Origin of the sequence: Sphingosinicella sp. YJ22 (assembly GCF_011320075.1) — a bacterium.
Lineage (GTDB): Bacteria > Pseudomonadota > Alphaproteobacteria > Sphingomonadales > Sphingomonadaceae > Allosphingosinicella.
This window is the reverse complement of sequence record NZ_JAANPA010000027.1, coordinates 1-26,793: the sequence shown is the minus strand read 5'-3', so window position 1 is coordinate 26,793 and position 26,793 is coordinate 1. Positions and strand designations below refer to the sequence as shown.

At 68.3% G+C, this 26,793-nt stretch carries 28 protein-coding genes and 1 tRNA gene; 17 read left to right on the top strand and 12 right to left on the bottom strand.

The features are described 5' to 3' along the window. Positions 1-1,395 (bottom strand): TIGR03013 family XrtA/PEP-CTERM system glycosyltransferase, encoded by a 1,395-nt coding sequence (locus G7B71_RS10530; protein ID WP_166040621.1) that lies wholly within the window; start codon positions 1,393-1,395, stop codon positions 1-3. Positions 1,396-1,543: 148 nt separating this feature from the next. On the opposite strand from G7B71_RS10530, the gene G7B71_RS10525 reads away from it, so the two are divergent. Then, entirely contained in the window at positions 1,544-2,617 is a 1,074-nt protein-coding gene (locus G7B71_RS10525) for a mannose-1-phosphate guanylyltransferase/mannose-6-phosphate isomerase (protein WP_166040619.1), read from the top strand. 61 nt (positions 2,618-2,678) lie between these two features. Here G7B71_RS10525 and G7B71_RS10520 read toward each other — a convergent pair whose 3' ends face one another. Together G7B71_RS10520 and G7B71_RS10515 are read right to left on the bottom strand one after the other, a co-directional pair. Further along, positions 2,679-3,953 (bottom strand): amidohydrolase, encoded by a 1,275-nt coding sequence (locus tag G7B71_RS10520; RefSeq protein ID WP_243406203.1) that lies wholly within the window; start codon positions 3,951-3,953, stop codon positions 2,679-2,681. Positions 3,954-4,100: 147 nt separating this feature from the next. Continuing rightward, a complete protein-coding gene (locus G7B71_RS10515) occupies positions 4,101-4,730 on the bottom strand; it encodes a DUF4893 domain-containing protein (RefSeq protein ID WP_166040617.1) in 630 nt (209 codons plus the stop codon). A 133-nt stretch (positions 4,731-4,863) separates the two neighbouring features. Here G7B71_RS10515 and G7B71_RS10510 point away from each other — a divergent pair, with 133 nt between their 5' ends. After that, positions 4,864-5,334 (top strand): peptidase S1, encoded by a 471-nt coding sequence (locus G7B71_RS10510; protein ID WP_166040615.1) that lies wholly within the window; start codon positions 4,864-4,866, stop codon positions 5,332-5,334. 57 nt (positions 5,335-5,391) lie between these two features. On the opposite strand, the gene G7B71_RS10505 is transcribed toward G7B71_RS10510, so the two are convergent. After that, the gene (locus tag G7B71_RS10505) at positions 5,392-6,147 is read right to left on the bottom strand and encodes a 3-hydroxybutyrate dehydrogenase (RefSeq protein WP_166040613.1); all 756 of its coding nucleotides are present in this window, start codon (positions 6,145-6,147) and stop codon (positions 5,392-5,394) included. A gap of 116 nt (positions 6,148-6,263) precedes the next feature. Here G7B71_RS10505 and G7B71_RS10500 point away from each other — a divergent pair, with 116 nt between their 5' ends. After that, positions 6,264-7,166, top strand: coding sequence for a neutral zinc metallopeptidase (locus G7B71_RS10500; RefSeq protein WP_166040611.1), 903 nt, complete (start codon positions 6,264-6,266; stop codon positions 7,164-7,166). Positions 7,167-7,188: 22 nt separating this feature from the next. Here the strand turns inward: G7B71_RS10500 and G7B71_RS10495 are convergent, their stop codons facing one another. Then, a complete protein-coding gene (locus G7B71_RS10495) occupies positions 7,189-9,279 on the bottom strand; it encodes a TonB-dependent siderophore receptor (RefSeq protein ID WP_166040609.1) in 2,091 nt (696 codons plus the stop codon). A 162-nt stretch (positions 9,280-9,441) separates the two neighbouring features. Here G7B71_RS10495 and G7B71_RS10490 point away from each other — a divergent pair, with 162 nt between their 5' ends. Continuing rightward, on the top strand, positions 9,442-10,551 hold the full coding sequence (locus tag G7B71_RS10490; RefSeq protein WP_166040608.1) for a PepSY-associated TM helix domain-containing protein: 1,110 nt from the start codon (positions 9,442-9,444) through the stop codon (positions 10,549-10,551). A 143-nt stretch (positions 10,552-10,694) separates the two neighbouring features. Here G7B71_RS10490 and G7B71_RS10485 read toward each other — a convergent pair whose 3' ends face one another. Continuing rightward, positions 10,695-12,050, bottom strand: coding sequence for a cytochrome P450 (locus tag G7B71_RS10485; protein ID WP_166040606.1), 1,356 nt, complete (start codon positions 12,048-12,050; stop codon positions 10,695-10,697). Between the two features lie 110 nt (positions 12,051-12,160). Here G7B71_RS10485 and G7B71_RS10480 point away from each other — a divergent pair, with 110 nt between their 5' ends. Next, positions 12,161-12,655: a CPBP family glutamic-type intramembrane protease gene (locus G7B71_RS10480; protein ID WP_166040604.1), complete on the top strand. Its 495-nt coding sequence runs from the start codon at positions 12,161-12,163 to the stop codon at positions 12,653-12,655. Here the strand turns inward: G7B71_RS10480 and hslV are convergent. Then, positions 12,652-13,191 carry an ATP-dependent protease subunit HslV gene (gene hslV, locus G7B71_RS10475; protein WP_166040602.1) on the bottom strand — a complete coding sequence of 180 codons (540 nt, stop codon included), beginning with the start codon at positions 13,189-13,191 and terminating at the stop codon, positions 12,652-12,654. The two genes, G7B71_RS10480 and hslV, sit on opposite strands and share 4 nt — an antisense overlap. A gap of 84 nt (positions 13,192-13,275) precedes the next feature. On the opposite strand from hslV, the gene G7B71_RS10470 reads away from it, so the two are divergent. From G7B71_RS10470 to G7B71_RS10460, 3 genes are all read left to right on the top strand, one after another. Then, positions 13,276-14,952, top strand: coding sequence for a DUF2339 domain-containing protein (locus G7B71_RS10470; RefSeq protein WP_166040601.1), 1,677 nt, complete (start codon positions 13,276-13,278; stop codon positions 14,950-14,952). A 58-nt stretch (positions 14,953-15,010) separates the two neighbouring features. Further along, positions 15,011-15,087 (top strand) — tRNA-Pro (locus G7B71_RS10465). A 75-nt stretch (positions 15,088-15,162) separates the two neighbouring features. Further along, positions 15,163-15,639: a PaaI family thioesterase gene (locus G7B71_RS10460; RefSeq protein ID WP_166040599.1), complete on the top strand. Its 477-nt coding sequence runs from the start codon at positions 15,163-15,165 to the stop codon at positions 15,637-15,639. 6 nt (positions 15,640-15,645) lie between these two features. Here the strand turns inward: G7B71_RS10460 and G7B71_RS10455 are convergent, their stop codons facing one another. Then, the gene (locus tag G7B71_RS10455) at positions 15,646-15,954 is read right to left on the bottom strand and encodes a putative quinol monooxygenase (RefSeq protein WP_243406202.1); all 309 of its coding nucleotides are present in this window, start codon (positions 15,952-15,954) and stop codon (positions 15,646-15,648) included. 123 nt (positions 15,955-16,077) lie between these two features. Here G7B71_RS10455 and yajC point away from each other — a divergent pair, with 123 nt between their 5' ends. Genes yajC through G7B71_RS10435 form a run of 4 tightly spaced genes read left to right on the top strand, consistent with a single transcriptional unit; the run spans position 16,078 to position 19,353 of the window. Beyond that, positions 16,078-16,416, top strand: a complete 339-nt coding sequence (yajC, locus tag G7B71_RS10450; protein WP_166040597.1) for a preprotein translocase subunit YajC — start codon at positions 16,078-16,080, stop codon at positions 16,414-16,416. 4 nt (positions 16,417-16,420) lie between these two features. Next, positions 16,421-17,995: a protein translocase subunit SecD gene (gene secD / locus G7B71_RS10445; RefSeq protein ID WP_166040595.1), complete on the top strand. Its 1,575-nt coding sequence runs from the start codon at positions 16,421-16,423 to the stop codon at positions 17,993-17,995. Between the two features lie 10 nt (positions 17,996-18,005). Then, positions 18,006-18,992: a protein translocase subunit SecF gene (gene secF, locus G7B71_RS10440; protein WP_166040593.1), complete on the top strand. Its 987-nt coding sequence runs from the start codon at positions 18,006-18,008 to the stop codon at positions 18,990-18,992. Beyond that, the gene (locus tag G7B71_RS10435) at positions 18,979-19,353 is read left to right on the top strand and encodes an MTH938/NDUFAF3 family protein (protein ID WP_166040590.1); all 375 of its coding nucleotides are present in this window, start codon (positions 18,979-18,981) and stop codon (positions 19,351-19,353) included. Before secF ends, G7B71_RS10435 begins: the two co-directional genes overlap by 14 nt. Positions 19,354-19,482: 129 nt before the next feature. On the opposite strand, the gene G7B71_RS10430 is transcribed toward G7B71_RS10435, so the two are convergent. Beyond that, positions 19,483-20,670, bottom strand: coding sequence for a glycosyltransferase (locus G7B71_RS10430; RefSeq protein WP_166040588.1), 1,188 nt, complete (start codon positions 20,668-20,670; stop codon positions 19,483-19,485). A 91-nt stretch (positions 20,671-20,761) separates the two neighbouring features. Further along, entirely contained in the window at positions 20,762-21,463 is a 702-nt protein-coding gene (locus G7B71_RS10425; RefSeq protein ID WP_166040587.1) for a response regulator transcription factor CtrA, read from the bottom strand. A gap of 192 nt (positions 21,464-21,655) precedes the next feature. On the opposite strand from G7B71_RS10425, the gene G7B71_RS10420 reads away from it, so the two are divergent. Beyond that, on the top strand, positions 21,656-22,330 hold the full coding sequence (locus G7B71_RS10420) for an RNA pseudouridine synthase (protein WP_166040585.1): 675 nt from the start codon (positions 21,656-21,658) through the stop codon (positions 22,328-22,330). Between the two features lie 306 nt (positions 22,331-22,636). Then, on the top strand, positions 22,637-23,038 hold the full coding sequence (arfB, locus tag G7B71_RS10415; RefSeq protein WP_166040582.1) for an alternative ribosome rescue aminoacyl-tRNA hydrolase ArfB: 402 nt from the start codon (positions 22,637-22,639) through the stop codon (positions 23,036-23,038). Between the two features lie 6 nt (positions 23,039-23,044). Here the strand turns inward: arfB and G7B71_RS10410 are convergent, their stop codons facing one another. After that, a complete protein-coding gene (locus tag G7B71_RS10410; protein ID WP_166040580.1) occupies positions 23,045-24,265 on the bottom strand; it encodes a DUF819 family protein in 1,221 nt (406 codons plus the stop codon). 112 nt (positions 24,266-24,377) lie between these two features. On the opposite strand from G7B71_RS10410, the gene G7B71_RS10405 reads away from it, so the two are divergent. Continuing rightward, positions 24,378-24,866 (top strand): GAF domain-containing protein, encoded by a 489-nt coding sequence (locus G7B71_RS10405; protein ID WP_166040578.1) that lies wholly within the window; start codon positions 24,378-24,380, stop codon positions 24,864-24,866. Between the two features lie 86 nt (positions 24,867-24,952). After that, positions 24,953-25,729 carry a hypothetical protein gene (locus tag G7B71_RS10400; protein ID WP_166040576.1) on the top strand — a complete coding sequence of 259 codons (777 nt, stop codon included), beginning with the start codon at positions 24,953-24,955 and terminating at the stop codon, positions 25,727-25,729. Here the strand turns inward: G7B71_RS10400 and G7B71_RS10395 are convergent. After that, the gene (locus G7B71_RS10395) at positions 25,726-26,181 is read right to left on the bottom strand and encodes a universal stress protein (RefSeq protein WP_166040574.1); all 456 of its coding nucleotides are present in this window, start codon (positions 26,179-26,181) and stop codon (positions 25,726-25,728) included. The genes G7B71_RS10400 and G7B71_RS10395 overlap by 4 nt on opposite strands. A 196-nt stretch (positions 26,182-26,377) precedes the next feature. On the opposite strand from G7B71_RS10395, the gene G7B71_RS10390 reads away from it, so the two are divergent. Continuing rightward, positions 26,378-26,793: biotin/lipoyl-containing protein (locus G7B71_RS10390; protein WP_166040572.1), on the top strand; the 416-nt coding region annotated here is incomplete at its 3' end.

The following is a 26,793-nucleotide window of genomic DNA, read 5'->3' as shown; positions in this document are numbered from 1 at the left end:
TCACCGCGCTCCCGAGGCGTCGGGCCACAGCACGACCCGGAGCGTCTGCATGAGGATGAGGATGTCGAGGAACGGCGTGTAGTTCTTGGCGTAATAGAGGTCGTATTCGAGCTTCTCGCGCGCGTCCTCGACGCTCGCGCCATAGGGATAATTGATCTGCGCCCAGCCGGTAATGCCCGGCTTCACCACGTGGCGCTCGCCATAATAAGGCAGACGCGCCTCGAGGTCGGCGACGAACTGCGGCCGCTCGGGACGCGGGCCGACGAAGCTCATCTCGCCCTTCAGCACGCTCCACGCCTGGGGCAGCTCGTCGATGCGGACCTTGCGGATGAAGTTGCCGACCCGGGTGACTCGCGGGTCGTCCTTCACCGCCCACACCGCCTTGCCGCCGACCTCGGCGTCGATCCGCATCGAGCGGATCTTGATCAGCTCGAACGGCTCTCCGTAGATGCCGACGCGGCGCTGGCGGAAGAAGGCGGGGCCTTTCGTCTCCAGCTTCACCGCCAGCGCGGCGAGGGCGACGATCGGAGCCGTGACGATCAGCAGGATGAGGCTGACCACGATGTCGAACAGCCTTTTGGCGACGCTCGACACGCGCCGCCCCGACGAGAAGCCGTCGGAGAAGATCAGCCAGGACGGGTTGAGGCTGCGCAGGTCGACGCGCCCGGACTGGCGCTCGATGAAGCTTGAAAATTCGTGGATCTGGACGCCGGTCGTCTTGGCGCGGAGCAGGTCGTCGAGCGGCAGCGCGTTGCGCCGCTCCTCCAGCGCCAGCACCACTTCGCCGGCGCCGAGCTGGACGATATGCTTGGCGAGGCTTGGGATGTCGGCGCGGTTGATCGCGCCTTCGACCGCCTCGGGCCCGTCGTTCATGTCGACGAAGCCGACGGTGCGGAAGGTCGCGCCGTCGCGCTGCGACAGGCGCTGGAGACGCGCCGCGCGGGGACCGGCGCCGAGCACCAGGACCCGACGCTTGAGGCCTTCGCCGCGCAGCGGGCCGCGCAGCAGGGTGCGCATCGCGACGAGCGCGAGCAGCGAGACGAGCGTCGCGTAAAGCAGGCTCGACCGCCAGAAGATGATTCCGGGGAACAGGAAGATCAAAGTCGACAGCGCCAGCACGCCGATCGCCAGCGCGACGACCAGACGGGCCGAGGCGAAGCGAACCGAGAGCAGGGCTTCGTGGCCGTAGACGCCGACCGACACCATCGCGAGCTGCATGGTGACCGCGAAGGCGAACATCGTCGGCACCCGCTCGCCGGCGATCTCGACCTCGTCGCCGATCTGCCACAGCCGCAACGCCCAGCCCGCCTCGGCGCCGAGCAGGAGCAGCACGAAATCGACCGCGCCGAGCAGCAGCACGGCGTGCGGGACATAATGTTTGAACAGGCGGATCATGCCGCCGCGCGCCCCTGGTCCACGCTTCGTCCTGTCAATCGTGCCGACACGGGAGCGACTGTCGCGGAAATTGACAAATATTTCCTGAAAGCGCCGGTTTGATACCGTCCCCTTTCGCAGTGCGCCGGCCGCCGCTAGGCGGGGGTGGATGGATGCGAGCGACGACAGCCGGATCATTCCGGTCATCCTGTGTGGAGGCGCCGGCACTCGGCTGTGGCCGCTGTCGCGCCTCGCGCGGCCCAAGCAGCTGCTGGCGCTGACCGGCGAGGCGACCCTGCTCCAGCTCGCCGCCGAACGGGTGCGCGAGCCGGCTCAGTTCGCGGCGCCCTGGCTGATCGCCAGCACGGTTCAGGCGGCGGCGATCGACGCCCAGCTCGGCGCCGCGACGCTCGGCCTGCTGATCCTCGAGCCGGTCGCCCGCAACACCGCGCCGGCGATCGCTCTGGCGGCGCTCAAGGCGGCGCCCGACGATTTGCTGCTCGTGCTGCCGAGCGACCACCTGATCCGCGACGTCGGCGCCTTTCGCGCGGCGGTGGCGCGCGGCATGGCGGCGGCGCGGGACGGCTGGATCGTCACGTTCGGAATGACCCCGGACCGGCCGGAGACGGGCTTCGGCTATATCGAGCGCGCCGCGCAGATCGGCGACGGCGTGTTCGAGGCGGCGCGGTTCGTCGAGAAGCCCGACCTCGCGATGGCCGAGCAGTATGTCGCGAGCGGCGCGTTCGACTGGAACGGCGGCATCTTCCTGTTCCGCGCCGGCGCCATGATCGCCGCGTTGCGCGCGCATGCGCCGGAGGTCCTGGCGGCGGCGGAGGCGGCGCTGGCGGGCGCCGAAGCGGAGGACGGCGCGCTGCGCCCCGACGGCACCGCCTTCGCGTCGGCGCCCGCAATCTCGATCGACTACGCGGTGATGGAGAAAGCCGGACGGGTGGCGGTGGTGCCGATGGACGCCGGCTGGTCCGACATCGGCAGCTGGGACGCGCTCCACCAGGTCTCCGACCGCGACGAGGCCGGCAACGCCCTTCAGGGCCAGGCCCTCGCCGTCGACAGCAGGAATTGTCTGATCCGCTCCGAGGGTCTTTCGGTCACCGCCGTCGGAGTCGATGACCTGATCATCGTCGCCACCCGCGACTCCGTGCTCGTCATGCGCCGCGGCGACAGCCAGCGCGTCAGGGAAGCGGTCGAGGCGCTCAAGGCGCAGGGCCGCGACGAATTGCTCTGAAGGAAATCCTCCCTGTGAAGCGAGGCTCCCCATCGCCTGCGGGCGACAGGGAGGAATGTCGTCAGGGCCGGCCCAGCACCTGAAGCGCAGCCACGGTAAGCGCCTCGGTCGCGGTTGAGATCACCGCGTCCGCTTCGGGTGCCCAGAAGGGGCTGTGAAGCGAGGGCAGGCGGCTCATGTCGTTGGCGGCGACGGCCGCGTCATATTGCGCCTGGGGCACGCCGCCGACCCAGAAGATCATGCTCTGCAAATTGGGCTCGGCGAGGCGGAAACGCCCAAAGTCCTCGCCCGCCATGACCGGGCGGATCTGGCGCACCCGCTCCTCGCCGAACCATTGCCGGAACGTCCCCGCCATCTGCTGGGTGAACGGATCGGAATTGACCGTCGCTGGCGTCGATTCCGCCTCGCGCACGGTGACCACCGGCATTCGGTCCTCGGGAATACCGGCGGCGATCGCTTCGCCGCGGGCGATCCGGGCGATGCCGTCGAGCAATTGCCGCCGCACCTCGGGCGTGTAGCTGCGCACGGTCAGCAGCAGCCGCGCCTCGTCGGAGATGATGTTGTGCTTGGACCCGGCCTGGAACGAGCCGACCGTGACCACCGCGCTGTCGAGCGGGTCGAGCTCGCGGCTCACCAGGGTCTGGAGCGACGTGACGATGCGCGAGGCGAGCACGATAGGGTCGCGCGTGGTGTGCGGCGCCGCGCCATGGCCGCCGACCCCGCGCACGACCATGTCGACGCTGTCGACATTGGCCAGCGTCGGCCCCGGCGTGTAGCCGATCGTGCCGGCCGGCAGGGTCGCGCTGTCGTGGAAGGCGAGGGCGAAGTCCGGGCGGGGGAAGCGGGTGAACAGGCCGTCCTCGAGCATCGCCTTGGCGCCCTGGCTGGTCTCCTCGCCAGGCTGAGCGACCATCACCAGGGTGCCGCTCCAGCGGTTGCGAAGCGCGACGAGGCGGCGGGCGGTGCCGACCCAGGCGGTCATGTGGGTGTCGTGGCCGCAGCTGTGGGCGATGAAGCTGTCCTGTCCCTCGCGGGTCTGGCCGCGCGCGCGGCTGGCGAAGGGGAGGCCGGTGCGCTCCTCCATCGGCAGGCCGTCCATGTCGGCGCGCAGCAGCACCGTGGGCCCCTCGCCGTTGCGCAATACCGCAACGACTCCGGTGCCGCCGACGCCGGTGGTCACCTCGAAGCCGAGCCGCCGCGCCTCCTCGGCCATGCGCGCGGCGCTTCGCGTCTCCTGCATGCTGAGCTCGGGATTGGCGTGAAGCTCGCGGTAGAGCGCCATCAGATCGCCCATGTCGGCGCGGACGGCATTCTCGATCTCGGGCCGCGACGGCATGGCCGGCGAAGCGGCGGGCTGGGCATAGGCGCTGCTCATCGCGGCGCAGCATAACAGCAGTGCACAGAAAGTCTTCTTCACCGGCAGCCCCTTCTCGACGGAAGCGGGCAGCCTAGCGAACATCGACCCACAAACAAGGCGGCCGCGTCAGCGGACCGGAACGAGCTCCAGCACGTCGACGATCGATTCGAAGGCGGGGCGCGGGAACACCACGCGCCAGCGGCGCTCGCCGATCCGCTCGACGATTCCCGCCATGTCGCGCTCCTCGTCGACGCCGTAGCGCAGCGAGCGGCGCTCGTCGCCGAGCTGGAGCGTGCCGAGGAAGATCATCCGCCGCGTGCCGTCGGGATAGATGAAGCCGATCGGCCGCTGCGACCCGGTCAGCTTGACGAAGCTTAGCCGCCCGTCGCGCTCCGGCCGGATTCGGCAGCGGAAGGCGGGATAGGCGATGTAATCGAGCAGGTCGTCCTGAGCGCCGACCTTGATCACCCGGCAGCGATAGTCGCCGACCGGCGGCGCGGGGCGAAGCAAAGCCGCGTCCGGGTGAAGAAGCACGCCCTCGCGCTCGATCTCGGCGGTGTGCCCGCCCGAGCGGGCGTCGCGCAGCGCCTCCAGCCAGGCGCTTCGCCACTCCCTCAGCCGCACCCGATCCCGTTCCGTCGCTACGTCGCGCCAGTCGGCACCCTGGTCGCGGCGTTGCGCCGTCGCCGGCACGGACAAGATAGAGGCGCAAGCGAGGCCGATGGCGGCCAGCATTGCAAGGAGGCGATTAGTCATGGCTTCTCAGTCACCTACAAAGGCGGCACTTTTACGGCGCGGCTCGCCCGTCGGTCTGCGCTTGACCGCCGCTCCGCTCCGCCGCAACCTCGTTACGAAACGATAACGATCGATCATCAGGAGGAGTGTAGCAATGACCGGACGCAATATCGCGCTCGCCGCTGTTCTGGCCTGTGCCGCCGCCTTGCCGGCGGCCGCCCAAGATTACAATGCCCGCCCCAATTATGGCGAGCTGACTCTGGAATCGGGCTTCACGCCCGATCCGCGAGTCGTCAACCTGCGCGCCGGCGGCGACCGCAATGCGCAGAATCTCAGCTCCTCCTGCCGCGGCTTCATCACCAACCAGCCGGACGTCCGGCTTCATTATGACAGCGGCAATTATCCGCTGATCATCTCGGTCGCCTCCGGCGCCGACACCACTCTGATCGTCAACGCGCCGGACGGCAGCTATTATTGCGACGATGACGGCGGCGTGAACGGCCTCAACCCGGCGGTCCGCTTCAACCGCCCGATGTCGGGCCGCTACGAAATCTGGGTCGGCACCTACAGCTCGGGCACCACCCAGCCCGCCGAGCTCCACATCTCGGAAGTCGCCAGCCAGTAAGCTTCCTCGAGCGGGGAAACTAAAGGGCTCCTCCGCGGGGGAGCCCTTTTTCGTGCGCTATTGCGCGGTCCAGCCGCCGTCCATGCTGAGGTTGGCGCCGGTGATGCTGGCGGCCTCGTCGCGGCACAGGAACAGCGCGAGCGCGGCGACCTCGTCGACCTGGACGAAGCGCTTGGTCGGCTGGGCGGCGAGCAGCACGTCGTTCATCACCTGCTCGCGGGTGAGGCCGCGGGTGCGCATCGTATCGGGGATCTGGTTCTCGACCAAAGGCGTCCAGACATAGCCCGGACTGATGCAGTTCACGGTCACGCCGGACTGCGCGGTCTCGAGCGCGACCGTCTTGGTGAAGCCGGCGACGCCATGCTTGGCGGCGACATAGGCCGACTTGTTGGGGCTGGCGACGAGGCTGTGGGCCGAGGCGGTGTTGATGATCCGGCCCCAGCCGCGCGCCTTCATGCCGGGCAGCGCGAGCCGCGTGGTGTGGAACACCGCGGACAGGTTTAGGGCGAGGATCAGGTCCCATTTCTCGACCGGGAACTGGTCGGCCGGCGACACGAACTGGGTTCCGGCATTGTTGACCAGGATGTCGACGGGACCGGTCTCGGCGAACATCGTCTCGATCGCCGCCGGAGAGGTGAGGTCGGCGTCGCTGTAGCCCGCGCCCAGTTCCTCCTGCAGCCGGGCGATCTCGTCGCGGTCGCCGAAGCCGTTGAGGGTCACCCTGGCGCCCTCGGCGGCGAGCGCCCGCGCGATGGCGAGGCCGATGCCCGAGGTGGAGCCGGTGACGAGGGCGGTCTTGCCGTGAAGGAACATGGGGACTCCTGGTCGTGACCCGGGCCGCATCGCCCCGGGCGGCGCAATATGCAAGCCGACCGATGCAACCGCGACGGGTGCGGAACATTGTTGCGGCGAGGCCAGGAGTAAGCGCCATGCGGTTCGACGAAGATCGGTTCAGCGGCAACATCGAGAGCCAGCGCGGCATGGGCTTCGGCGGCGGCGGCGGCCTCGGCGGCGCGGGCGGCATGCTGCTCGGCCTGGTCGCCAGCCGCTTCGGCATCGGCGGCATCGTCGTGCTGTTGATCGTGATGTTCCTGTTCGGCGGTCTGGGAAGCTTCTTCGGCGGCGGCCAGCAGGCGGTGAGCCCGAGCGGCCGCTCCAACGCCGGCCAGGCATCGAGCGAGGTGTGCCGGTCCGACGACACCACCCGCTTCGCCTGCAACGTCTACACCCGCACCGAGGAAGTGTGGGCGCAGCTCTATCAGGCGCAAGGCGAGGCGTTCGACCCGCCCAAGCTCGTCTTCTACAGCCAGGCCGGCCAATCCGGCTGCGGCGCGGCGCAAGCGGCGATGGGGCCGTTCTACTGCCCGCTCGACCAGGGCATCTATATCGACACCGACTTCTTCAGCGAACTGTCGTCGCGCTTCGGCGCGCCGGGCGATTTCGCCGGGGCCTATGTGATCGCTCACGAAATGGGCCATCACATCCAGACCATTTCCGGAATCAACGACCAGGTCCGAAGCGCTCAGCGCGGCGTCGGCGAGGCGCAGCAGAACGCGCTTCAGGTGCGCATGGAGCTTCAGGCCGACTGTCTCGCCGGCGTGTGGGCGGCGCAGGCCAACCGCGCCGGCGCGACTCTGGAGGCGGGCGATCTCGAGGAGGGCCTGCGCGCCGCCGCGGCGATCGGCGACGACACGCTGCAACGCTCCGCCGGTCGCCGGCCGGTCCCCGAAAGCTTCACCCACGGCACCTCGGCCCAGCGCCAGGAAGCGCTTCGCCGCGGCTTCCAGGGCGGCTCGCCGGACTCCTGCGCCGGCTACATGCAGGGCGTCTGAAGGAGAGCCCCGCTGCTGCCCGTCAGTAGCGGAAGCGCAAGGTAAAGCGCGCGTTCAGCGGCGCGCCCGTGGTGATGTTGTTGTCGCTATGCGCGGTCGGGAAATAGTCCTCGTCGAACAGGTTCTCGACGTTGACCTGCGCCTCCACCTGATCGGTGAGCTTGACGAACATGCCGGCGTCGACGCGGGTGAAGCCCGGAAGCGCGACCGCGTTGCTGATCGTCGAGAAGCTCTCCGACTGGTGGATCACGCCAATCCCGGCGCCGATCCGGTCGGAGAAGTCGTAGCGGGTCCAGGCAGCCAGCTGGTGGCGCGGCACCAGCGGCACCTCGCGGCCCGCCGGCGCCGCGGTCGTCGTCGCGGTGATCTCGGCTTCCTGCAGCGTGTAGGCGAGGGTCACGTTCCAGTGCGGCAGGATCTCGCCCACCGCCTCGAGCTCGAGACCGCGGCTGCGCTGCGACCCGGTCTGCACCGGTGCGCCGGTGATCGGGTCGTTCGCCCGGGTGTTGCTGCGATCGAGCTGATAGACGGCGGCGGAGAGCAGAAGCCCTGGCGTCGCCTGCCACTTCACCCCCGCTTCGTAATTGTCGAACCGCTCCGGCTCGAGCGCCGCGGTGGTGAGGTCGAGCGAATTGAACTGGTCGCCCGACTGCGGAAGGTAGGAGCGGCTGAAGCTCGCGTAGAGCGAAACCGGCTCCACGGGGTGGAACACCACGCCCACCCGCGGCGACAACAAATCGTCCGTGCGGGTGAAGGTCTGGCCGTTGACGACATTGGTCGCGTCGATCCCGAAGCGGTCGTAGCGAAGGCCCGCGATCAGCTCGACCGGGCCGACCTCGATCTGGTCCTGCACATAGAGCGCGAAGATGTCCGCGTCGGTCGCGGTCGAGCGCTCGCCGGTCCCGGCGCCGCCGCGGAAGCTGATGGCCGGAATGACGAAGGGGTCGGCGAGCGGCACAATGGCGGTCTGGCTCGCGCCGAAGAAGCCGTTGAGGCGCTGGTTGGCCGTCTGTTGATTGCCGATCTCGACCCCCGCGAGGATGGTGTGGCTCAGCGGCCCGGTGCTGACGGTCCACACGAGGTCGGTCTGGCTGAACAGATTCTCGCGCTGGAAGGCGTCGAAATAGGCCTGGACCGCGACGCTATTGGCCGCGGTCACGGGGCCGGAGGGGAAGGCGTTGCGGTAGAATTTGTCATGGTCGGCATAATGGAGCCTGCTGACGAGGCTCAGATTGTCGCTGAAGCGGTGCTCGAAGGTGCCGCGCAGGATATGGCCTTCGAAGCCGAGCTGGTTGGTGCCCGGCTGGCCGAAGAAGGTGTCGCGGAAGCCAGCGAGAGGAGCGGCGGGGTCCTGGATCGTGCCGGGCCGGGCCGCGGGCACGCCGCGGTCGACGACGCGGCTGTCATCGACATATTCGTAGGAGAGGACGAAGCCGGTGTCCGGCCCGAGGAGCACCCGCGCGCTTGGGTTGAACGCGGTGATCTCGCCTTCGAAGACGTCGCGATGGTTGGCGAACTCCTCGTGGACGCCGTTGAGGCGGACCGCGACCCCCTCGCTGAGCGGCAGGTTGACGTCGGCGTCGATCGCCCAGGCGCCGAACGTATTGAGCGAGCCGCTGCCGGCGACGAGCAGCTGGTCGAACGGCTGCTTGGTCACGCGGTTGACGACGCCGCCGCCGCCGCCGCGGCCGAAGATCATCGCATTGGGCCCGCGCAGCACCTCGACCCGCTCGAGATTGTAGAGCGGGCGATAATATTGGACGTCGTCGCGAATGCCGTCGACGAAGAAGTCGGCGGTCGAGTTGTTGCCGCGGAGCACGATCTGGTCGCGGTGGCCCTCGCCCTGCGCGGCGGTGGCGCCGGGGACGTAGCGCAGGACGTCGGCAATCGAACGGAGGTTCTGGTCTTCGATCTGCTCCTCGCTGACCACGCTCACTGCCTGCGGCACGTCCTGCAGCGGAGTATCCGTGCGCGTGGCGCTGCGGGTGCGGTCGGCGCCATAACCGTCGCGGGTCCCGGTGACTACGATCAGGCCGCCGGACTGAGTCTCGTTCGCGGCGGCCGATTCCGCGAGCGCGGACTCGTCCTCCGCGGCGAGCGCGGGAGTGGCCATCGCCCATGCGAGAGCCAAGGCAGAGGTTGACCGGATAAACATGTGAGCCCCTTATCGAGATGCGCTGTTGCGCTTGCCGTGTTTGTCCGGCTACGATTCTTGCGAACGTTTCGCAATAGCAAATCTGTTGCGATTGATGATCAAAAGCGGGAGGGGCCGACGATGGCCAGTGCGACGGTTTTGAAGCTGCGGCGGTTGTGGCTGCAGGTCCACAAGTGGATCGGGCTCGTCCTCGCGGTGCTGATCATCCCGATCTCGGTGACCGGCTCGGCGCTGGTCTGGCATGACGGGCTCGACCTTCTGCTCAACCCAGAGCGCGAGGTTCGCGCCGCGCCCGCGCTGGCGCCGGCGGCTTATGCCGAGAAGGCGCGCTCCGCGATGCAGCCGGGCGAACGCATCCATTCGATCCGCATGCCGGAAGGCGGGGAGGGCGCGGTGATGGTCGCCGCGGCGCGACCGCCGGTGGAGGGCGAGCGGCGGCCGGTGCGCACCAACATCTGGCTTCATCCCGAGACCGGCGCGGTGCTCGACGTCGCCGGAAGCAACGACGGCGCGGTGCGGGTGCTTCACGTCCTCCACGGCAGCCTGATGGTTCCCGGTACCGGCCGCCAGATCGTCGGCTGGGTCGGCGTGTTCATGTTCATTTCCTGCCTGACCGGGATCTGGCTGTGGTGGCCGGTGACCGGCAGCGTCCGCCGCGGCTTGCGCTGGAAGCGCCAGCCGAGCTTCAACGCCAACCTCCATCATCAGATGGGCTTCTGGGTGCTGATCCCGCTGGCGATGCTGTCCTTCACCGGCGTGTGGATCTCCTTCCCCCAGGTCTTCGGGCGCTTCGAGGCGAGCGCTCCCAAGGCGCCGTCGGCGCCGCAGCGTCCCGCCCAGCCCTTGGTCGAGACCTGGCTGACGCCCGACCGGGCGGTTGCCGCTGCACAAGGAAGCGCGACCGGACCGTTGGTCGCCATCACCTGGCCGACCGAGCGAAGCAACGACTGGGCCGTGGCGTTCGAACGGGACGGCGGCACGGCCGAGGTCAAGGTCGACGATACCAACGGCCAGGTCATCCCCGCCCGGCCGGCTCAGCCGGAGACCACCGCCCGCACGATGCGCCGCTGGCACGACGGCACCGGAATGGGCTTCGTGTGGCAGCTGGTCATCTTCCTCGGCGGCCTCATCCCGGCGGCCTTGTCGATCACCGGGATCCTGATGTGGTGGCGCGCCCGCTTATGGCGCCGCCGCGCCCAGCGCCGGGCGGTGGTGGCAGCGGCGGAGTAAACGGGCTTTCCTCCCCGAGCTTGCTCGGGGAGGGGAACCATGAGCGAAGCTCATGGTGGAGGGGTAGACGCTCGCTAGATTACCCCTCCACCATGCTTCGCATGGTCCCCCTCCCCATCGCCTTCGGCGACAGGGAGGAATTCTTACCGCCGCTCCACGCGCAGCGGCAGCCCGCCCTCGGGCTTCAGAGTGACATAGCCGACCGGCCGCACCTCGCGTCCGCTCACCGGCGTCACCCGCCACGCCGCCAGCCAGTGCGCCAGCACCGTCAGCCCCTCCGCATAAGCGAAGCGCATTCCGACGCAGACCCGCGGGCCGCCGCCGAACGGGAAATATTGGAACCTGTGCTGCGCCGCCCGCCGCTCGGGCAGGAAGCGGTCGGGATCGAACGCGTCGGGATCGTCCCACAAAGCCTGGTGGCGATGGAGGAGCCACGGCCAGATCGAGATGATGTCGCCCGGCGCGACATCCCACCCGCAGAGCCCGTCCGCCGCAACCGCCTGCCGGTCGAAGCGCGGCACCGGCGGATAGAGGCGCATCGCCTCCTCGAACACCCGCCGCAAGGTCGGCAGCCGCTCGGGCAGGCCGGCATCGTCCGCGCCTTCCGAAAGCGCCGCCTGCGCCTCTGCCGCGACCCGCTCCTGCCACTCCGGCTGCTCCGACAGCAGGTAGAGCGTCCAGCTGATCGCGTTGGCCGTCGTCTCATGCCCGGCGAGATAGAAGGTCGCGGCGTTGTCGACCGCGAGGGCCAGCGCCTCTGCCGGCTCGAACTGCGCCCTCAGCGCTCGGATCAGCCGGCCCAGGAAATCGTCGGCGCCGCCGTCCGGCAGCCTGTCGCGCACCAAGTCGGCGAGCGTGCGGCGAAGGAAGTCGCGGCCGCGCTGCCCCCGCCACAGCACCTTGTTGTAGGGCAGCGACGGCAGGCCGAGGATCGCCGGAAGCCGGCTCTCGCCGCCCGCGCGGAGCGCCGCGGCGATATGGTCCATCGCCTTGCGGGTCTTGAGGCGCGGGTCGCCGCCGAACAATGTATCGGCGATGATCCGCATCGTCGTGTCGGTCGCCGCCTCGGCAAGGTCGTGCGTGCCGCCGCTCCGCCACTCGCTCGCAGCCGCGTCGGCCGCCGCGGCGAAATGGGGGACGAGGGCATCGACCGCCGCCGGGGCGAAATTGGCCGCGACGATCCGCCTTTGCTCGCGCCACAAAGCGCCGTCGGACGTCAGCAGTCCCCGCCCGAGCAGCGCCGCGCCGAACCGCTTGACGATATCCGGCTTCACATAATTGGCGGCATTGCCCTGAAGGACGTGCTGAACCGAGTCCGGATCGAGCACGAAATGGACGGTATAGCCGAGGATGTGCCGCTTGATGTGCCGCTCGCTGAACGCCCGCTGCGACCAGCCGAACACCGAGTTGCGCGCCCGCTCGCCGAAGAAGCCACGCCACATCGGCCCGGGCGCGATGTCGCGCGGCGGATGCGGCGGCACGAAGCGGGCGGTTGCCATGACTCACCCATTGTCATTCCCGCGAAAGCGGGAATCCAGCTTCTTCTTTGGGTGAATTGCGACAAAATGGCAGCTGGATCCCCGCTTCCGCGGGGATGACGGGGGAGACGGTGCGGAAACGTACTCAGGACATACTGGCGGCGCTGCGCACCTGGCCTGACCGCGCCGGCTGGTGGCGCGCGGCGATGGAACTACTGTGGTCGCTGCCGCTGCTCCTGTTGATCGCTTGGTGCGCCGGGCTGATCGCGCCAGCCACTCCGCCGCCAGCAGAAGAGTTTGCGCTCCTTGCCTTGACGCTGCTCGTCGCGCCTGCCCTTGGGGAGGAGCTGCTCTTTCGCGCGACGCTCATCCCGAGGGAGCGGCCGAGCACCGTCTGGGTGGCGCTCTCCGTCCTCCTGTTCGTCGCTTGGCATCCGCTGCAGGCGATCACCATCGGCCCGCCTTGGGCGCCGGCTTTCCTCGACCCATGGTTCCTCGCTTGCGTAGCCGTGCTCGGCGCCGCCCTCGCTCGAATCTACACGGCGACGCGTTCGATCTGGCCCTACGTGCTGACACACTGGGCCGTCGTGTTCGGCTGGAAGGCTTTCCTGGGCGGACCGTTCTAGGACTCGTCCATCATCTCCACGGTGAGATTGTCGTTGGTGTAGACGCAGATGTCGGCGGCGATCTTCATCGCCTTGCGGGCGATGGTTTCCGCGTCGTCCTCATAGTCGAACAGCGCGGTCGCCGCGGACAGGGCGAAATTGCCGCCCGACCCGATCGCCGCGACTCCCGCGGCCGGCTCCAGCACGTCGCCATTGCCGGTGAGGATGAGGGTGACGCTCGGGTCGGCGACGATCATCATCGCCTCGAGGTTGCGCAGATACTTGTCCGTCCGCCAGTCCTTGGCGAGCTCGACCGCGGCGCGAAGCAATTGGCCGCGATGCTGCTCCAGCTTGCGCTCCAGCCGCTCGAACAGGGTGAAGGCGTCGGCGGTCGCTCCCGCGAATCCGCCGATGACCTTGCCGTCGCCCAATCGGCGGACCTTCTTCGCGTTGGGCTTGATGATCGTCGACTGCAGCGACACCTGGCCGTCGCCTGCGATCACCACCTTGCCATTCTTGCGGACGGCCAGAATCGTCGTCCCGTGCCAGCTTTCCATGTGATTCCTACTCCTCGCTCCCGCCCTAGGTAGGTGAAGGCACGCGCGCTTTCCAATGGCTCGCGCTGCGGCTAAGCAGCGCCGGTGTTCGAGCTCCTCGCCGGCCTGTCCGTCATCAACCTGCTCGGCCTGGTCGGACTTTTCATCTGGAACCAGGCGCTTGCGGCGCGTGTCGAGGAGCTGGAGCGGCGCATCGGCGAGCGCGGCGCCGGCTCCGAATCCATTCCCGTTCCGGCCCAGCCGGCGCAGGAACCAACCGAACCGTTCCGGCCCGCAACGGCCAGCCCGCTTCCTCTCTCCTTCGCCAATCTGTTCGAGGGCCTGATCGGCGGACGTTTGCTGATCTGGGTCGGTGCCGTCGCGCTCGTCACCGCTGCGATCTTCCTGATCCGCTTCGCGATCGAGGTCGGGCTGATCACCCCGGAGCTGCGCATGGTCGCGGCGGCGGCGTTCGGCGTCGCGCTGCTTGCGCTGGGCGAGGGCGCCCGCCTCACCAACCGCTGGATCGACGACCCGCGCATCTCCCAGGCGCTGGTCGGCGCCGGCCTCGCGGTGCTCTACGCCACCGTCTACGGAAGCTACTTCCTCTACGGCTTCATCGGCCTCGAGACCGCGTCGGTGCTGATGCTGGCGATCACCGTCGCCGCGCTCGGCCTGTCGCTTCGCCACGGCGCCGGAACCGCCGCGCTCGGGCTGATCGGCGGCTTCCTCACCCCTTGGCTGGTCGGCGACCCCGACACCGACAAGCTGCTCCTGCTCGCCTATCTGGCTTTGCTCGACGCGGCGGTGTTCGCCATCGCCTGGCGGCGCGGCTGGGGCTGGCTTGCGGGCGTCGCGGTGCTGGCGAGCTTCGGCTGGGCGGCATGGATGCTGTTCGGCGAGGCGAGAGACGCCGTCGCGGCCGGCTGGTTCATCCTGCTGTTGGCGCTGATCGCCGGCTGGGTCCGCGCCGCGGGTGCGTCATTGCCCTGGCTGCAGCCGCTCGCGATCGCCGCCGTGCTGCTCGCGGTCCTCACCGCCCGCGACGATGTCGGCGGCATGGGCTGGCTGCTGTTCGGCGCCGTCGCCGCGGCGGCGATCCTGTTCGCCCGGCTGCACGGCCATCCGCCGCTTCTGCCGTTCGGGGTGATGGCGCTCGGCCTGCTGCTCATCCCGGTCAAGTCGCTTATGGACGACGATCTCTGGCTGGCGGCGGCCGCCGCTGGTCTCACCTTGCTGTTCGGCGGCGGCGGGCTCGCGCTTGCGATCGAGCGCAACAGCCGCTCCTGGGCCGCGCTCGCCTGCGCCGGCTTTGCCGGTCCGGTCACGATCATGCGCGCCGTCGAGCCCGAGCGGCTGAGCGTCTCCGGATGGGGCCTGCTCCTCGCCTTGCTCGCCGCCGGCCCCGCCTTGCTGATCTGGTCGCGCAGCCGCGACGGTCGCCCGCATCACCAGGTCGATCTGCCCGCGCTGATCCCGGCGACCACCGCCGCGGCCTTGCTCGCCTTCGCCGCGGCCGACCTGGTCGCTTGGGAGGCGCTGTCGATCGCCTGGCTGGTGCTGTCGATCGCCTTCATTTCCGCCGGCATGGCCTTGAAGGAGCGCACCACCCGAGTCGCCGGCCTGGTGCTGCTGACTCTGACCGTGCTCAAGCTGTTCCTGTTGGACGCCGCCGCGCTCGAGGGCGTGCTTCGAATCCTCTCCTTCTTCGGCCTCGGCGCAGCGCTGATCGTGCTCGGCCGCTTCTACGGCACTTTGCTAAGGGCGGAACGGGCAGGTTGAGAAGCGTGCGGGCGGCATTGCCTTCCCGCCCGGCCTTGCCTAAATGCGCCGCTTCGGTCGGAGCGTAGCGCAGCCTGGTAGCGCATCACACTGGGGGTGTGGGGGTCGCAGGTTCGAATCCTGTCGCTCCGACCATCTTCTCCCCCGTTCATTGACTCGGCGAAACGCCTCCGCTTAGTTGCAAACAGCAACTGAAGCGGGAGATGCAGCATGGCCGACGTCGAGCGCAGCTACGGCCTCGCTTCGCGGGAGCAGTTCGAGGGGATGAGCGGAATCGAGCTGCTTCGCGCGATGATCCGCGGCGAGCTTCCCGCGCCGCCGATCAGCCAAACGCTCGGCATGCTACTGGTCGAGGTCGAGCCCGGCCGCGCCGTGTTCGAAGGCCGTCCGGGGCCGCATCTCTACAATCCGCTCGGCAGCATCCATGGCGGCTTCGCCCTCACCCTGATCGACAGCGCCACCGGCTGCGCCGTCCATAGCGAGCTCGACGCGGGCGTCGGCTACACCACGGTCGAGACCAAGGCGAACATGGTGCGGCCGGTGCCGGGCGAGGGCATCGTGCGCTGCGAGGGCAGGGTGCTGAGCCGCGGCCGCCAGATCGCCACCGCCGAGGCCTATCTCAAGTCCGCGGACGGCAAGCTCCTCGCCCACGGCACCTCGACTTTGATCATCCTCGGCAAGCGCTGACCGCGCTTACTCTCCCATCAGCGTCCGCTTGTAGTCGGCCTCATAGGCCCTGACGTTCAGCGCCTCCATCTTGGCGCCGGCAAGGGCGTTCATCAGCACCCCCATGTCGCTCATATGCGCGTCGATCGCCGCATCGTCGCGCCATTGCTCGACGATGTGGAGAAGATCTGGATCGTCGATGTCGCGCGCATAATTGTAGGCAATGCACCCGTCCCGCCTGCGCACCTCGGCCACCCAGGCCGCCAGCTGCGATTGCAGGCGATCGATCTCTCCCGCCGCGAAACGGGCCGTTCCCGCCACGATCATCATTTGCATTTGCCCTCGAATGCCCCTGCGCGCGCCTTGCCTTGGCAAGTCGCCAACCCCATGATAACCGCCACGGCCTTCGGGAGCGAGCGCGTCTTGCGCTTCCCTGCTCCTATTCCAGGTTAGGACCAGATGTTCGAATCTCCAGCTTTCGCGCAAGCAGGCAGCGCCGCCGCACCCGATAGTGGCGCCGGCTTCTTCCTGAACATTCTCCCGCTTCTGCTGATCTTCGTGATCTTCTATTTCCTGCTGATCCGTCCGCAGCAGCGGCGGATGAAGCAGCACCAGGCGATGATCGCGGCGGTGAAGGTGCGCGATACGATCGTCACCACCGGCGGCCTGATCGGCAAGGTCACCAAGGTCGACGATGCCGAGGTCGAGGTCGAGCTCGCGCCCAACGTCCGCGTCCGCGTGGTCAAGGGCATGCTGAGCGAAGTGCGCCCGCACGGCGCCAAGCCCGCGAACGACTGATCCGATGCTGAACTTCGCGCGCTGGCAAATCTTTGGCATCACGCTGATCTGCCTGATCGGCGTGCTGCTGGCGGTCCCGAGCCTGCTGCCGTCCAACCTCGCCAGCCAGGTCCCGTGGGCGCCGAAGGTCAATCTCGGCCTCGACCTCGCCGGCGGCAGCCATTTGCTGCTTGAGGCCGACACCTCCTCGCTGACCCAGCAGCGGCTCGAGGCGCTGGAGGACAGCGTGCGCGGCGACATGCGCAGGAACGAGATCGAGATCGCCGAGCTGTCGACCGCGAACAATCAGCTCGCCTTCCTCGTCCGCAACCCGGCGCAGACCAACCAGGCTGCCGACCTCATTCGCCGCCAGGCGCAGCCGACCCTGATGGGCGGCACCACCGACTGGACGGTCTCCACCGAGGGCAACCGAGTCATCGTGCGCCCGACCGAGGCCGGCCAGGCCGCCGCCGTCGACAATGCGATGGAGGTCGCGCGCGAGGTCATCGACCGGCGAATCAACGCGCTCGGCACCTTGGAGCCGACGATTATCCGTCAGGGCCGCACCCGAATCGTCGTCCAGGTTCCCGGCCTTCAGGACCCCGAGCAGCTCAAGTCGCTGATCGGGCGCACCGCGCGGCTCGAGTTCAAGATGGTGACTCAGGGCGTCACCCAGGAACAGCTCGACGCCGGGCGGCCTCCGGTCGGAAGCCAGATCCTGCCGATGGAAGGCGGCGGCAATATCGCCGTCGAGCGGCGCGCGATCGTCACCGGCGATCAGGTTGCCGATGCGCAGCAGGCGTTCGACCAGCAGGACGGCCAGCCGGTCGTCACGATCCGCTTCGACAGCGCCGGCGGCCAGCGCTTCGCCCGCGCCACTCAGCAGAATGTCGGCCGCCCGTTCGCGATCATCCTCGACAATGTCGTGCTCTCGGCGCCGGTCATCCAGGAGCCGATCCTCGGCGGCACCGCCCAGGTCCGCGGCAGCTTCACGGTCGAGAGCGCCAATCAGCTCGCCATCTCGCTGCGCTCCGGCCGCCTTCCGGTCGAGCTGAGCGTGGTCGAGGAGCGCACCGTCGGCCCCGATCTCGGCGCCGATTCGATCCGCCAGGGCATGATCGCCACAGCGATCGGTGCCGCCTTGGTCATGCTTTTCATCTTCGCGACCTACGGCAAGTTCGGCCTGTTCGCGAACGCGGCGCTGATCCTCAACGTGCTTCTGATCCTGGGCTGGATGGCCTTGTTCAACGCCACTTTGACCCTCCCCGGAATCGCCGGCTTCGTGCTGACCATCGGTGCGGCGGTCGACGCCAACATCATCATCAACGAACGAATCCGCGAGGAATTGCGGCGAGGAAGGACTGTGCTCGACGCGATCGACACGGGCTGGAAGGAGGCCTCGACCGCGATTCTCGACGCCAACATCACCAACGCCATCGCCGGCGCCCTCATGTTCTATTTCGGCTCCGGCCCGATCCGCGGCTTCGCGGTCGTGCTGGTGATCGGCATCGTGACCTCGGCCTTCACCGCGATCACCGTGGCGCGGATGATGGTGGCGCTGTGGGTGCGCCGTGCCCGGCCGAAGCAGCTGGTGCTCTAAGGAACTCCCCATGCCCCTGCTGAAGCTCGTTCCCGACAACACCAACATCGACTTCCTGCGTTGGCGCAACTTCGCCATCGTCGTGTCGCTCGTCCTGATCGCCGCATCCGTCTTCTTCCTGGTGACGCGCGGCCTCAATCTCGGCGTCGACTTCGTCGGCGGCCAGATGATCCGCACCACCTTCCAGGAGCCGCCGGCGCTCGACGAGCTGCGCGAGCGGGTCAGCGCGCTCAACGTTGGCGACCCGGCCATCCAGGAATTCGGCTCGCCGCGCGAGATCGCCATCCGCCTCCCGCTCGCCGAGGGGGAGACCGAGGCGCAGGCCGATGCCGTGGCGACCCAGGTCCGCAACGCCCTCACCGCAGCCTACCCGGGGGTGCGGATCGACGCCGTCGAGACCGTGTCCGGCAAGGTGTCGGAGGAATTGTTCACGGCGGGCGGCCTCGCGCTACTGATCGCGATGCTCGGAATCGCCGCCTACATCTGGATCCGCTTCGAATGGCAGTTCGGCGTCGGCGCGCTGGTCAGCCTGGTGCACGATCTCACCATCGTGCTCGGCTTCTATGCGGCGACGCAGGTCGAGTTCAGCCTCAATGCGGTCGCGGCCCTGCTCACCCTGATCGGCTTCTCATTGAACGACACCGTCGTCGTCTATGACCGGATCCGCGAGAATCTCAGGAAGTACCGCAAGATGGAGATCGAGCCCTTGCTCAACCTCTCCGTCAACGAGACGCTGTCGCGCACCATCGGCACCAACACCGCGGTGATGCTGGCGATCCTGTCGCTGCTGATCTTCGGCCCGGACGTGATCTACGATCTCACCATCGGCATTTTCGTCGGCGTGATCATCGGCACCTATTCGTCGATCTACGTCGCGCGCTTCATGCTCGTGCCGCTCGGCGTGTCCGGCGACAGCTTCGTGCCCAAGACCGGTCCGGCCGGGGCCGAGCGCGTGGGCCCGCGGCCCGGCAAGGACGGAGACGGTGCCCAGGTTTGATCCCAGCGAGGCGCGCGGCGGGCCGCTGGTCCGCGGCTTCTCGGATGGGCAGTTCGTGGTCGACGGCGCACGCCATGCGAGCGTGCTGCTGACTCCGGAACGGGCAGTCGCCTGGGAGCCGCCGGGGATCGGCGAACTCGCCATCGAGCATCTCGAGGCCGTCCTGGCGCTGCAGCCCGCCCCCGAATTCATCCTGCTCGGCACCGGTCCGGCGCTGACTCATCCGCCGCGCGGACTGGTGCGAGCGCTTCAGGAGCACGGCATCGGCCTCGAGGCGATGGACAGCCGAGCCGCCGCCCGCACCTGGGCCGTCCTCCGCGCCGAAGAACGCTGGATCGCCGCCGCCCTGATGCCGCTCTAGCAGGATTGATAGAGCGCGAAATTTTCTCGCTCGTCCTGAGCGAAGTCGAAGGGCGCTTGCACAGAGTTCGGCTCCGACGCCCTTCTACGCAGTTTATCCTGAGCAACGCCGCAGGCGGCGTCGAAGGGCTCAGGACGAGCGGGGGATTTGGGCGGATTGCACCAGGCTTTTCAGGTGCGCTTCCAGTTCCTCGGCATTCCGCTCCCAGCTGAACCGTTCGGCCGAACGTCGCACCTCCTCGGGCTCCGGCGCGTGGATCAGCAGTTCCCTGACCGCCTCGGCAAGCGCATCGGCATGCCGCGCCACCACCCGCCCGGCCTGCGGTCGATCGATCACCTCGCGCGCGCCGCCGGCGTCGCAGGTCACGACCGGCGTGCCGCAGGCCAGCGCCTCGACCCACACATTGGCGATCCCCTCGGCCCGGGTGGGGAGAAGCATCACCTCGGCGGCGGCGACGAGTTGCGCCACCTCCTCGGGCGGCAGCGCCCCCAGGAAGCGGACTCGCTTCGCGATGCCCAGCGTCTCCGCCTGCGCCTTCAGCGCGGCCCGGTCAGGCCCGTCGCCGATCAGCAGCAGGGTCGCGCCGGGGAGCCGCGCCAACGTGTCCAGTGCAAAACTCTGCCCCTTGCGCTCGATCAGCGCGCCGACCGTGGCGAGCAGCGGGCCGTCGGCGCCGAGCGCGTCCTTGGCCGCGGCGCGGTCGACCGGCCGGTACAGGTCGAGGTCGACGCCGGTATGATGGACCCTGATCTTGTCGGCGGGCATGCCGCGCGCGACCATCTCGGCCTTCAGCGAATCGCTCACCGCCAGCAGCCCGTCGGCGGCCAGCGCCGCTTGCCGGACCTGATGGCCGATGCGCGGCTGGTCGCCCCAATGGTAGATGTCGCTGCCGCGCGCCTTCACCGAGAAGGGTACGCCGAGCGCTTTCGCGATCTGTGCCGCCGCCACCCCGTCCGGCCAGAAGAACTCGGCGTCGATCACGTCGAACCGGAAGCGCTTCCTGACATCGCTCAGGAAGGGGAGGAGGGAACGCGCCAGCGAGGCGCCGGCCGCCGGAACGTTCAGGACGGGCCACACCCGGAAGCGCGGGCGATGAATGACGAGGTCGCCGTCATTCTCTCGCTGCGGCAACCTGGCAAGCGGCGCATAATGCGGATGAAGCGAAAGCGGCCAGACCGGCAGCCCGACCGGAGCGACCACCTGCACCTCCACCCCTTCGCGTGCGGCAAGGCCGCGCGTCTGGCGCTCGACGAACAGCCCCAGCGTCGGCTGGTGCGCGTTCGGATAGAGGGTCGAGAGAGTCAGCACCCGAAGCATGGCTCGGGCCTTAGCAGAGCTCGGTTAAAATAAAGCCGGCGCCCGTTCGTGAGAACGGATGCCGGCTTGCCCCCTATTTGGAATGGCGAGGTCAGGCGACCTGGGCGGCCTGGCCTTCCTCGGGATCGCGAAGCACGTAGCCGCGGCCCCACACGGTCTCGATGTAATTCTCGCCGGCGCAAGCGAGGCTGAGCTTCTTGCGCAGCTTGCAGATGAAGACGTCGATGATCTTGAGCTCGGGCTCGTCCATGCCGCCATAGAGATGGTTGAGGAACATCTCCTTGGTCAGAGTGGTGCCCTTGCGGAGCGAAAGCAGCTCCAGCATCGCATATTCCTTGCCGGTGAGGTGCACTCGGGCACCGTCGACCTCGACCGTCTTGGCGTCGAGGTTCACGCTAAGCTTGCCGGTCTTGATGACCGACTGGCTGTGGCCCTTGGAGCGGCGGACGATGGCGTGGATGCGGGCCACGAGCTCGTCGCGGTGGAATGGCTTGGTGACATAATCGTCGGCGCCGAAGCCGAGCGCGCGGACCTTGGAGTCCAGCTCGCTGTTGCCCGACAGGATCAGCACAGGAGTGGCGACCTTGGCGGTGCGCAGCTTCTTCAGCACGTCATAGCCGTGCATGTCCGGCAGATTGAGGTCGAGGCAGATGATGTCATAGTCGTACAGCTTGCCGAGGTCCAAGCCCTCCTCGCCAAGGTCCGTCGTATAGACGTTGAAGCCTTCCGTCGTGAGCATGAGCTCGATGGCTTTCGCCGTGGTCGGCTCGTCTTCAATCAGCAGAACCCGCATCTCTCTCGCCCCTCCGTTGCGCGACACGACCCATGAAGGCCGGGGCCGCGGCGAGGAAAATTAACCATCGAACAAGTGAAGGCAAAAGGTTAATTTCGAGTTAAGTGCTCGAAAATACGGAGATTCTACGGGGTCTGCGCGAATAGTTGCCGGCTGTTGCACGAAAGACTCAGCGGTGGCACGGCCTTTTGCATGCTCGACGACCGCATCCTGTTCATCGACGGCGAGGCGATCATCCTCGACAAGCCGGCGGGCCTTGCCGTCCATCCCGGCCCGGCGACGCCGCGCAGCCTCGAGGACCAGCTGCCCCAGCTGCGCTTCGGCTTCCACCGCGCCCCGACGCCGGTCCACCGGCTCGACCGCGACACCTCGGGCTGCCTGCTCCTCGCCCGCAACCCCAAGGCGCACAAGCGCTTCGCCGCCGCGTTCGAGGCGGGGCGGGTGGCGAAAGCCTATCTCGCCGTGATCGACGGGCTTCTCGCCGAGAAAGAAGGGCGGATCGACTTGCCCCTCAAGAAGATCAGCAGCCGCGAGGCGGGATGGCGGATGGTGCCCGATCCCCAGGGCCAGCGCGCCGTCACCAACTGGTCGGTGATCGCCGAGGCGCGGGGTCGGGCGCTCGTGCGCTTCGAGCCGGAAACCGGGCGAACGCACCAACTCCGAGTCCACGCCGCTTCCGGTCTCGGAGTGCCGATTCTGGGTGACCCGATCTACGGCGAGAGCGCCGGTTTCACGATGTTGCTCCATGCGGTGTCGCTTCGCCTCGATCGTGGCGCCAAGCCGCCTGTCGAAGCGACCGCGCCGCTGCCGGCGAGCTTCGCCAATGCGGGCTTCGCCGATATCCCGCAGCGGGAGAATTCCTGTTGAGGACGGGGATTGGATGGCTTGCTGCGCTCGGAGCCGCCTTGGCGTTAGCGACTGCCATGTTTTTGTGGGGGCTTGCTCCGGCGTCCGAATGCAGCACGCCGCACCAGGTCCATTGGCGCTTGGGCCTCCTACCCTTTGCCTTGTTCGTGGTCGCAGGCGGCTACACTCTCATGCAAGGGACGGTGGGGCAGCGTTTGCTGCTCCTCGCTGCCTTGGCTGCGGTCCTTCCCCTCTACGTTTTTCTTCTGTCAGAAAGCCTGCAGATCGTGATCGCGACCGAGGTCAGCTGCTCAGGCTCCGACCCTCATGCCCTTTGAACTCCCCGAGGAGGCCTTGTCCGAGACCTTCCTCGCGGCGAGCGGGCCCGGCGGCCAGAACGTCAACAAGGTCGCCACCGCCTGCCAGTTGCGCTGCGACGTCTTCGCCTTGGGGCTGCCGCTCGACGTCTACCAGCGGCTGAAGGCGCTCGCGGGGTCGAAGCTCACCAACGAGGGCGAGATCGTCATCACCGCGCGCAGCCACCGCACCCAGGAGGCCAACCGAGTCGAGGCGCGCCAGCGCCTGACCGAGCTGATCGAGCGCGCCTATGTCCGCCAGGCCAAGCGCAAGCCGACCAAGCCGAGCCGAGCCGCCAAGGCCAAGCGGGTCGATGCCAAGAAGAGCAGAAGCGCGGTCAAGGCGAATAGGGGCCGGGTGAGCCTGGACTGAGCCCGCTCATGCCCCCGCCACGATCCGGACAAGATGCCCGGCCAAGATCGCGCCGTAATTGCCGAGCACGTAGCACAGCATCGCCATCAGGATCGCGACGGGCACCAGAGCGCGGTGGTGCGCGGCGGCGACGACAGGGGCTGAGGCGGCGCCGCCGATGTTGGCGATCGCCGCCACCGCCATCAGCGAAAGATCGGTCCGCATGAGGCGGGCCGCGATCACCATCAAGCTCGCCGAAGTCGCCAGCCAGACGAACGCGCCGGCGACGAAGGCCGGCGCCTGGGCGAAGCCCGCTACCGACGCGGAGGCGCCCATGTTGGCGACGAAGATGTAGAGGATCGCGATGCCCGCCACCTCCGCCTGATGCGAGCGGCGGATCGGCGTGAAGGACAGCAGGACCGCGCCCGTCGTCACCAGAAGCACCAGCCAAGTCGAGCCGGTGATGAACGGAGGCAGATCGGGCAGACGGGCCGCGATCCAGGCGCAGAGCGCCACGTTGGCGAGGGTGACCGCGACCATCAGCAGGAGGTCCAGCATCGGCGAGACCTTGAGATAGTCCTTGGCCGGCGGCGGAGTCGTCTCTTCCTTCGCCTCCGCGTCCTGGTCCGAGTCCTCGCCGACAGCCGGTTCGGCCGGCACTTCGGCGGCGGCGAACGGCAGAGGCTTCGCCTTGGCCCAACGGTTGAACGGGCCGGCGTAGCGCGCCGATACGATCAGCAGCGGCAGCCACAGCAGGAAGACGAGCTGGTCGGCGAGAATGGCGAGGCCCATCTGGTCCGGCGGGGTGCCGAGAGCGCGCTCCATCGCCGCCATATTGGCGGTGCCGCCGATCCAGCTTCCGGCGAGCGCGCCGTAACCGGTCCAGGCCTCCGCCGGCAGCCAGGGGCTCACGATCAGATAGCCGATCGGCGCGCCGACGATGACGCACAAGGTCGACACCAACACCACGGGCAGGCCGCGTCCCAGGGTCCCGACGACGCTGCGCAGGTCGATCGTCATCACCAGCAGGGTGATGAAGACCGGCAGCAAATAGGTGCGGAGGCCGCCATAGACCGGCGATTGCTCCGGCAGGATGCCGCCAACCCGCAACAGCAGCGGCGAGGCGTAGATCCACAGCAAGGGCGGCAGGAAAGACCACATCCGCCACCCCGTGCGGTGCTCGGCAAGGAAATAGAAGGCCGGCACCGCGACCAGCACGAACATGACGAAAACGCTTTGCTGGTCCACCCGCGGGCTCCTCTTTGCGATCGGCGCCAGCCTAGCGGAACCGCGCGGTGACGCCAGAGCATTGCCAAAACGCGCTCGGGCACCCAGCTTCCGGGCCTGACGGGAGAGGTGAATGTACGAATTTCGGATCGAGGCCGGCGACAAAAGCGAGCTCTACCGCCAACTGATCGACGCTGCCGACAGCGTGACCGAGGGCGAGCCGGACGCGATCGCCAACATGGCCAATCTCTCGGCCCTCATCTTCGAGGCGCTGCCCGACCTCAACTGGGCCGGCTTCTACCGCAATGTCGGCGGCGAACTCGTGCTCGGGCCGTTCCAGGGCAAGGCCGCCTGCATCCGCATTCCGTTCGGCAAGGGCGTATGCGGCGGCGCCGCTGCGAGCCGCGAGGTCCAGCTGGTCGAGGATGTCCATGCCTATCCCGGCCACATCGCCTGCGATGCGGCCAGCCGATCGGAGTTGGTCGTGCCGATCGTCCATGACGGCGAGCTGATCGGCGTGCTCGACCTCGACAGCCCGCGTCCCGCCCGCTTCGACGGCGAGGACGCCGCCGGTTGTACCTTATTGATACAGAAAGTAACCGCGCGCCTCGCCTCACGGTAGAAACCGCAGGCTTGCGGCGTTAACCATGACTGTTCGACGGGACGCGCGCCTCGCGCCGCCCCGCCATGCCGGATGGGAGTGGTTCGATGAAGAAGCTCGTCCTCGCCGCATTGGCCGCTGGCGCCGCCATGATCCCCGCCGCTGCTTCTGCCCAAGTCCGTTATGACGACGGCTATCGGATCGACGGCCGCGGCCGGGTCTACGACCCGCGCCACGATGCCGACCGGGACCGCCATGGCGAGCGCCGGTACGAGGACCGCGACGGCATTCCTTATTATGTCGGCGACGGCGACTATTATCCCGACGAGCGCGACCATGCTTATGTCGCGCGCGAACGCTATGATTACGACCGCTACGGCCGCCATGACGAGCGCTATGCGGAGCGTGACCGGTACGACGACGACCGCTACGACCGGCGCGAGCGCCGCGACGGCCGCTACGACACTTACGGCCATGACGATCGCTATGCGCGGGACCGCTACGGCCGCGACGGCCATTATGAGCGGCGCGAATATCGTGGCGGCGGCTGGGATTACAGCGCCTACGGCCGGGGCGGCTACGGTCACGCGCCGGCGCCGATGCCCGTTCCCTGCGCGTCACCCTGCGGCGGGGCCTATGGCTATGGCGGTTATGGCTACGGCTATGGCGGCTACGGCTACACCTGGATTCCGGGCACCACGATCATCACCGAGACCACCGTCACGCCGATGGTCAGCACGGTGGTGACCGAGGAGGTCATCGAGGAGGTCGTCGAGACGCGCACCCACCGCGCCCGTCCGCGCCGCGCCCGGCCATGCAATTGCGCGCCCGCGCCGCGGCGCCCGGCGCCGGTGCCGCGTCACCCGCCGGGCGAACGGGGCTAGCTGAGCTTCGCCAGAATCTCGTCGGGCAGATGGCCCGGCACGATGATCAGCGGGCAGGGCAGGCTCGCCAGCGCCGCGCCGCTGAAATGGGTGATGAGCGGGCCCGGCCCGCCGTCCGCCGCCGCTGCGAGGACCAATGCCGAGATGTCGTCCCGCTCCTTGAGATAGTCGGCGACGGCGCGCACCGCCGGTCCCTGGCGCACGGTGATCGAGGGTACGAGCCCGGCATCCTCCATGATCGCTCCGGATGCGGCAAGGACTCGCGCCTCGGTGCGAAGCCGCGCCTCCTCTTCCATCGCCGCCTGGACTCCGCCCCACTGGACGAACTCCTGGCGCTCGACGATTGCGAGGATCTCGACGGTGCCGCCGGTTCGGGCGGCGCGCTGGGCGGCGTAGCGGAGCGCCTTGGCGGATTCCTCCGTCTCGTCCATCACCACCAGATAGGTTCTCACCAAGCGTCTCCCACGGTGCGGGAGGCGCGTGAGTACGCGCATGCTCGCCCCGCCTGTTGCGGCCGCGAAGGTGCGCCAGAAGCGCCGGGGCCGCAACCCTCGCCGGTCTGCCAACCCGACCGGCCCCCTTGACCCTAGGGAGCGGCTGCTGTTTGGACCTGTCCGACTTTACACCCGAGGAAAGGCGCGTCTCCCGATGCCGATCGAACTCAAGATGCCCGCTCTGTCGCCGACCATGGAGGAAGGGACGCTGGCCAAGTGGCTGGTCAAGGAGGGCGACAGTGTCGCGTCGGGCGACGTGATCGCGGAGATCGAGACCGATAAGGCGACGATGGAGTTCGAGGCGGTCGACGAGGGCGTCGTCGCCAAGATCCTGGTCCCGGAAGGCACCGACGAGGTGAAGGTCGGCACGGTCATCGCGCTCATCGCGGAAGAGGGCGAGGATGCGTCCAAGGCGGCTTCCGCGCCGGCCCCGGCGCCCGCGCCCGCGCCGCCGGCCAAGGATGGCGGCGAGACCGGCGCCGGCCAGCCCGCGATCCCTGCGCCCGCGCCGGCTCCTGCGCCCGCTCCAGCTGCCGCTACGGGTGACCGAGTCAAGGGGTCGGCGCTCGC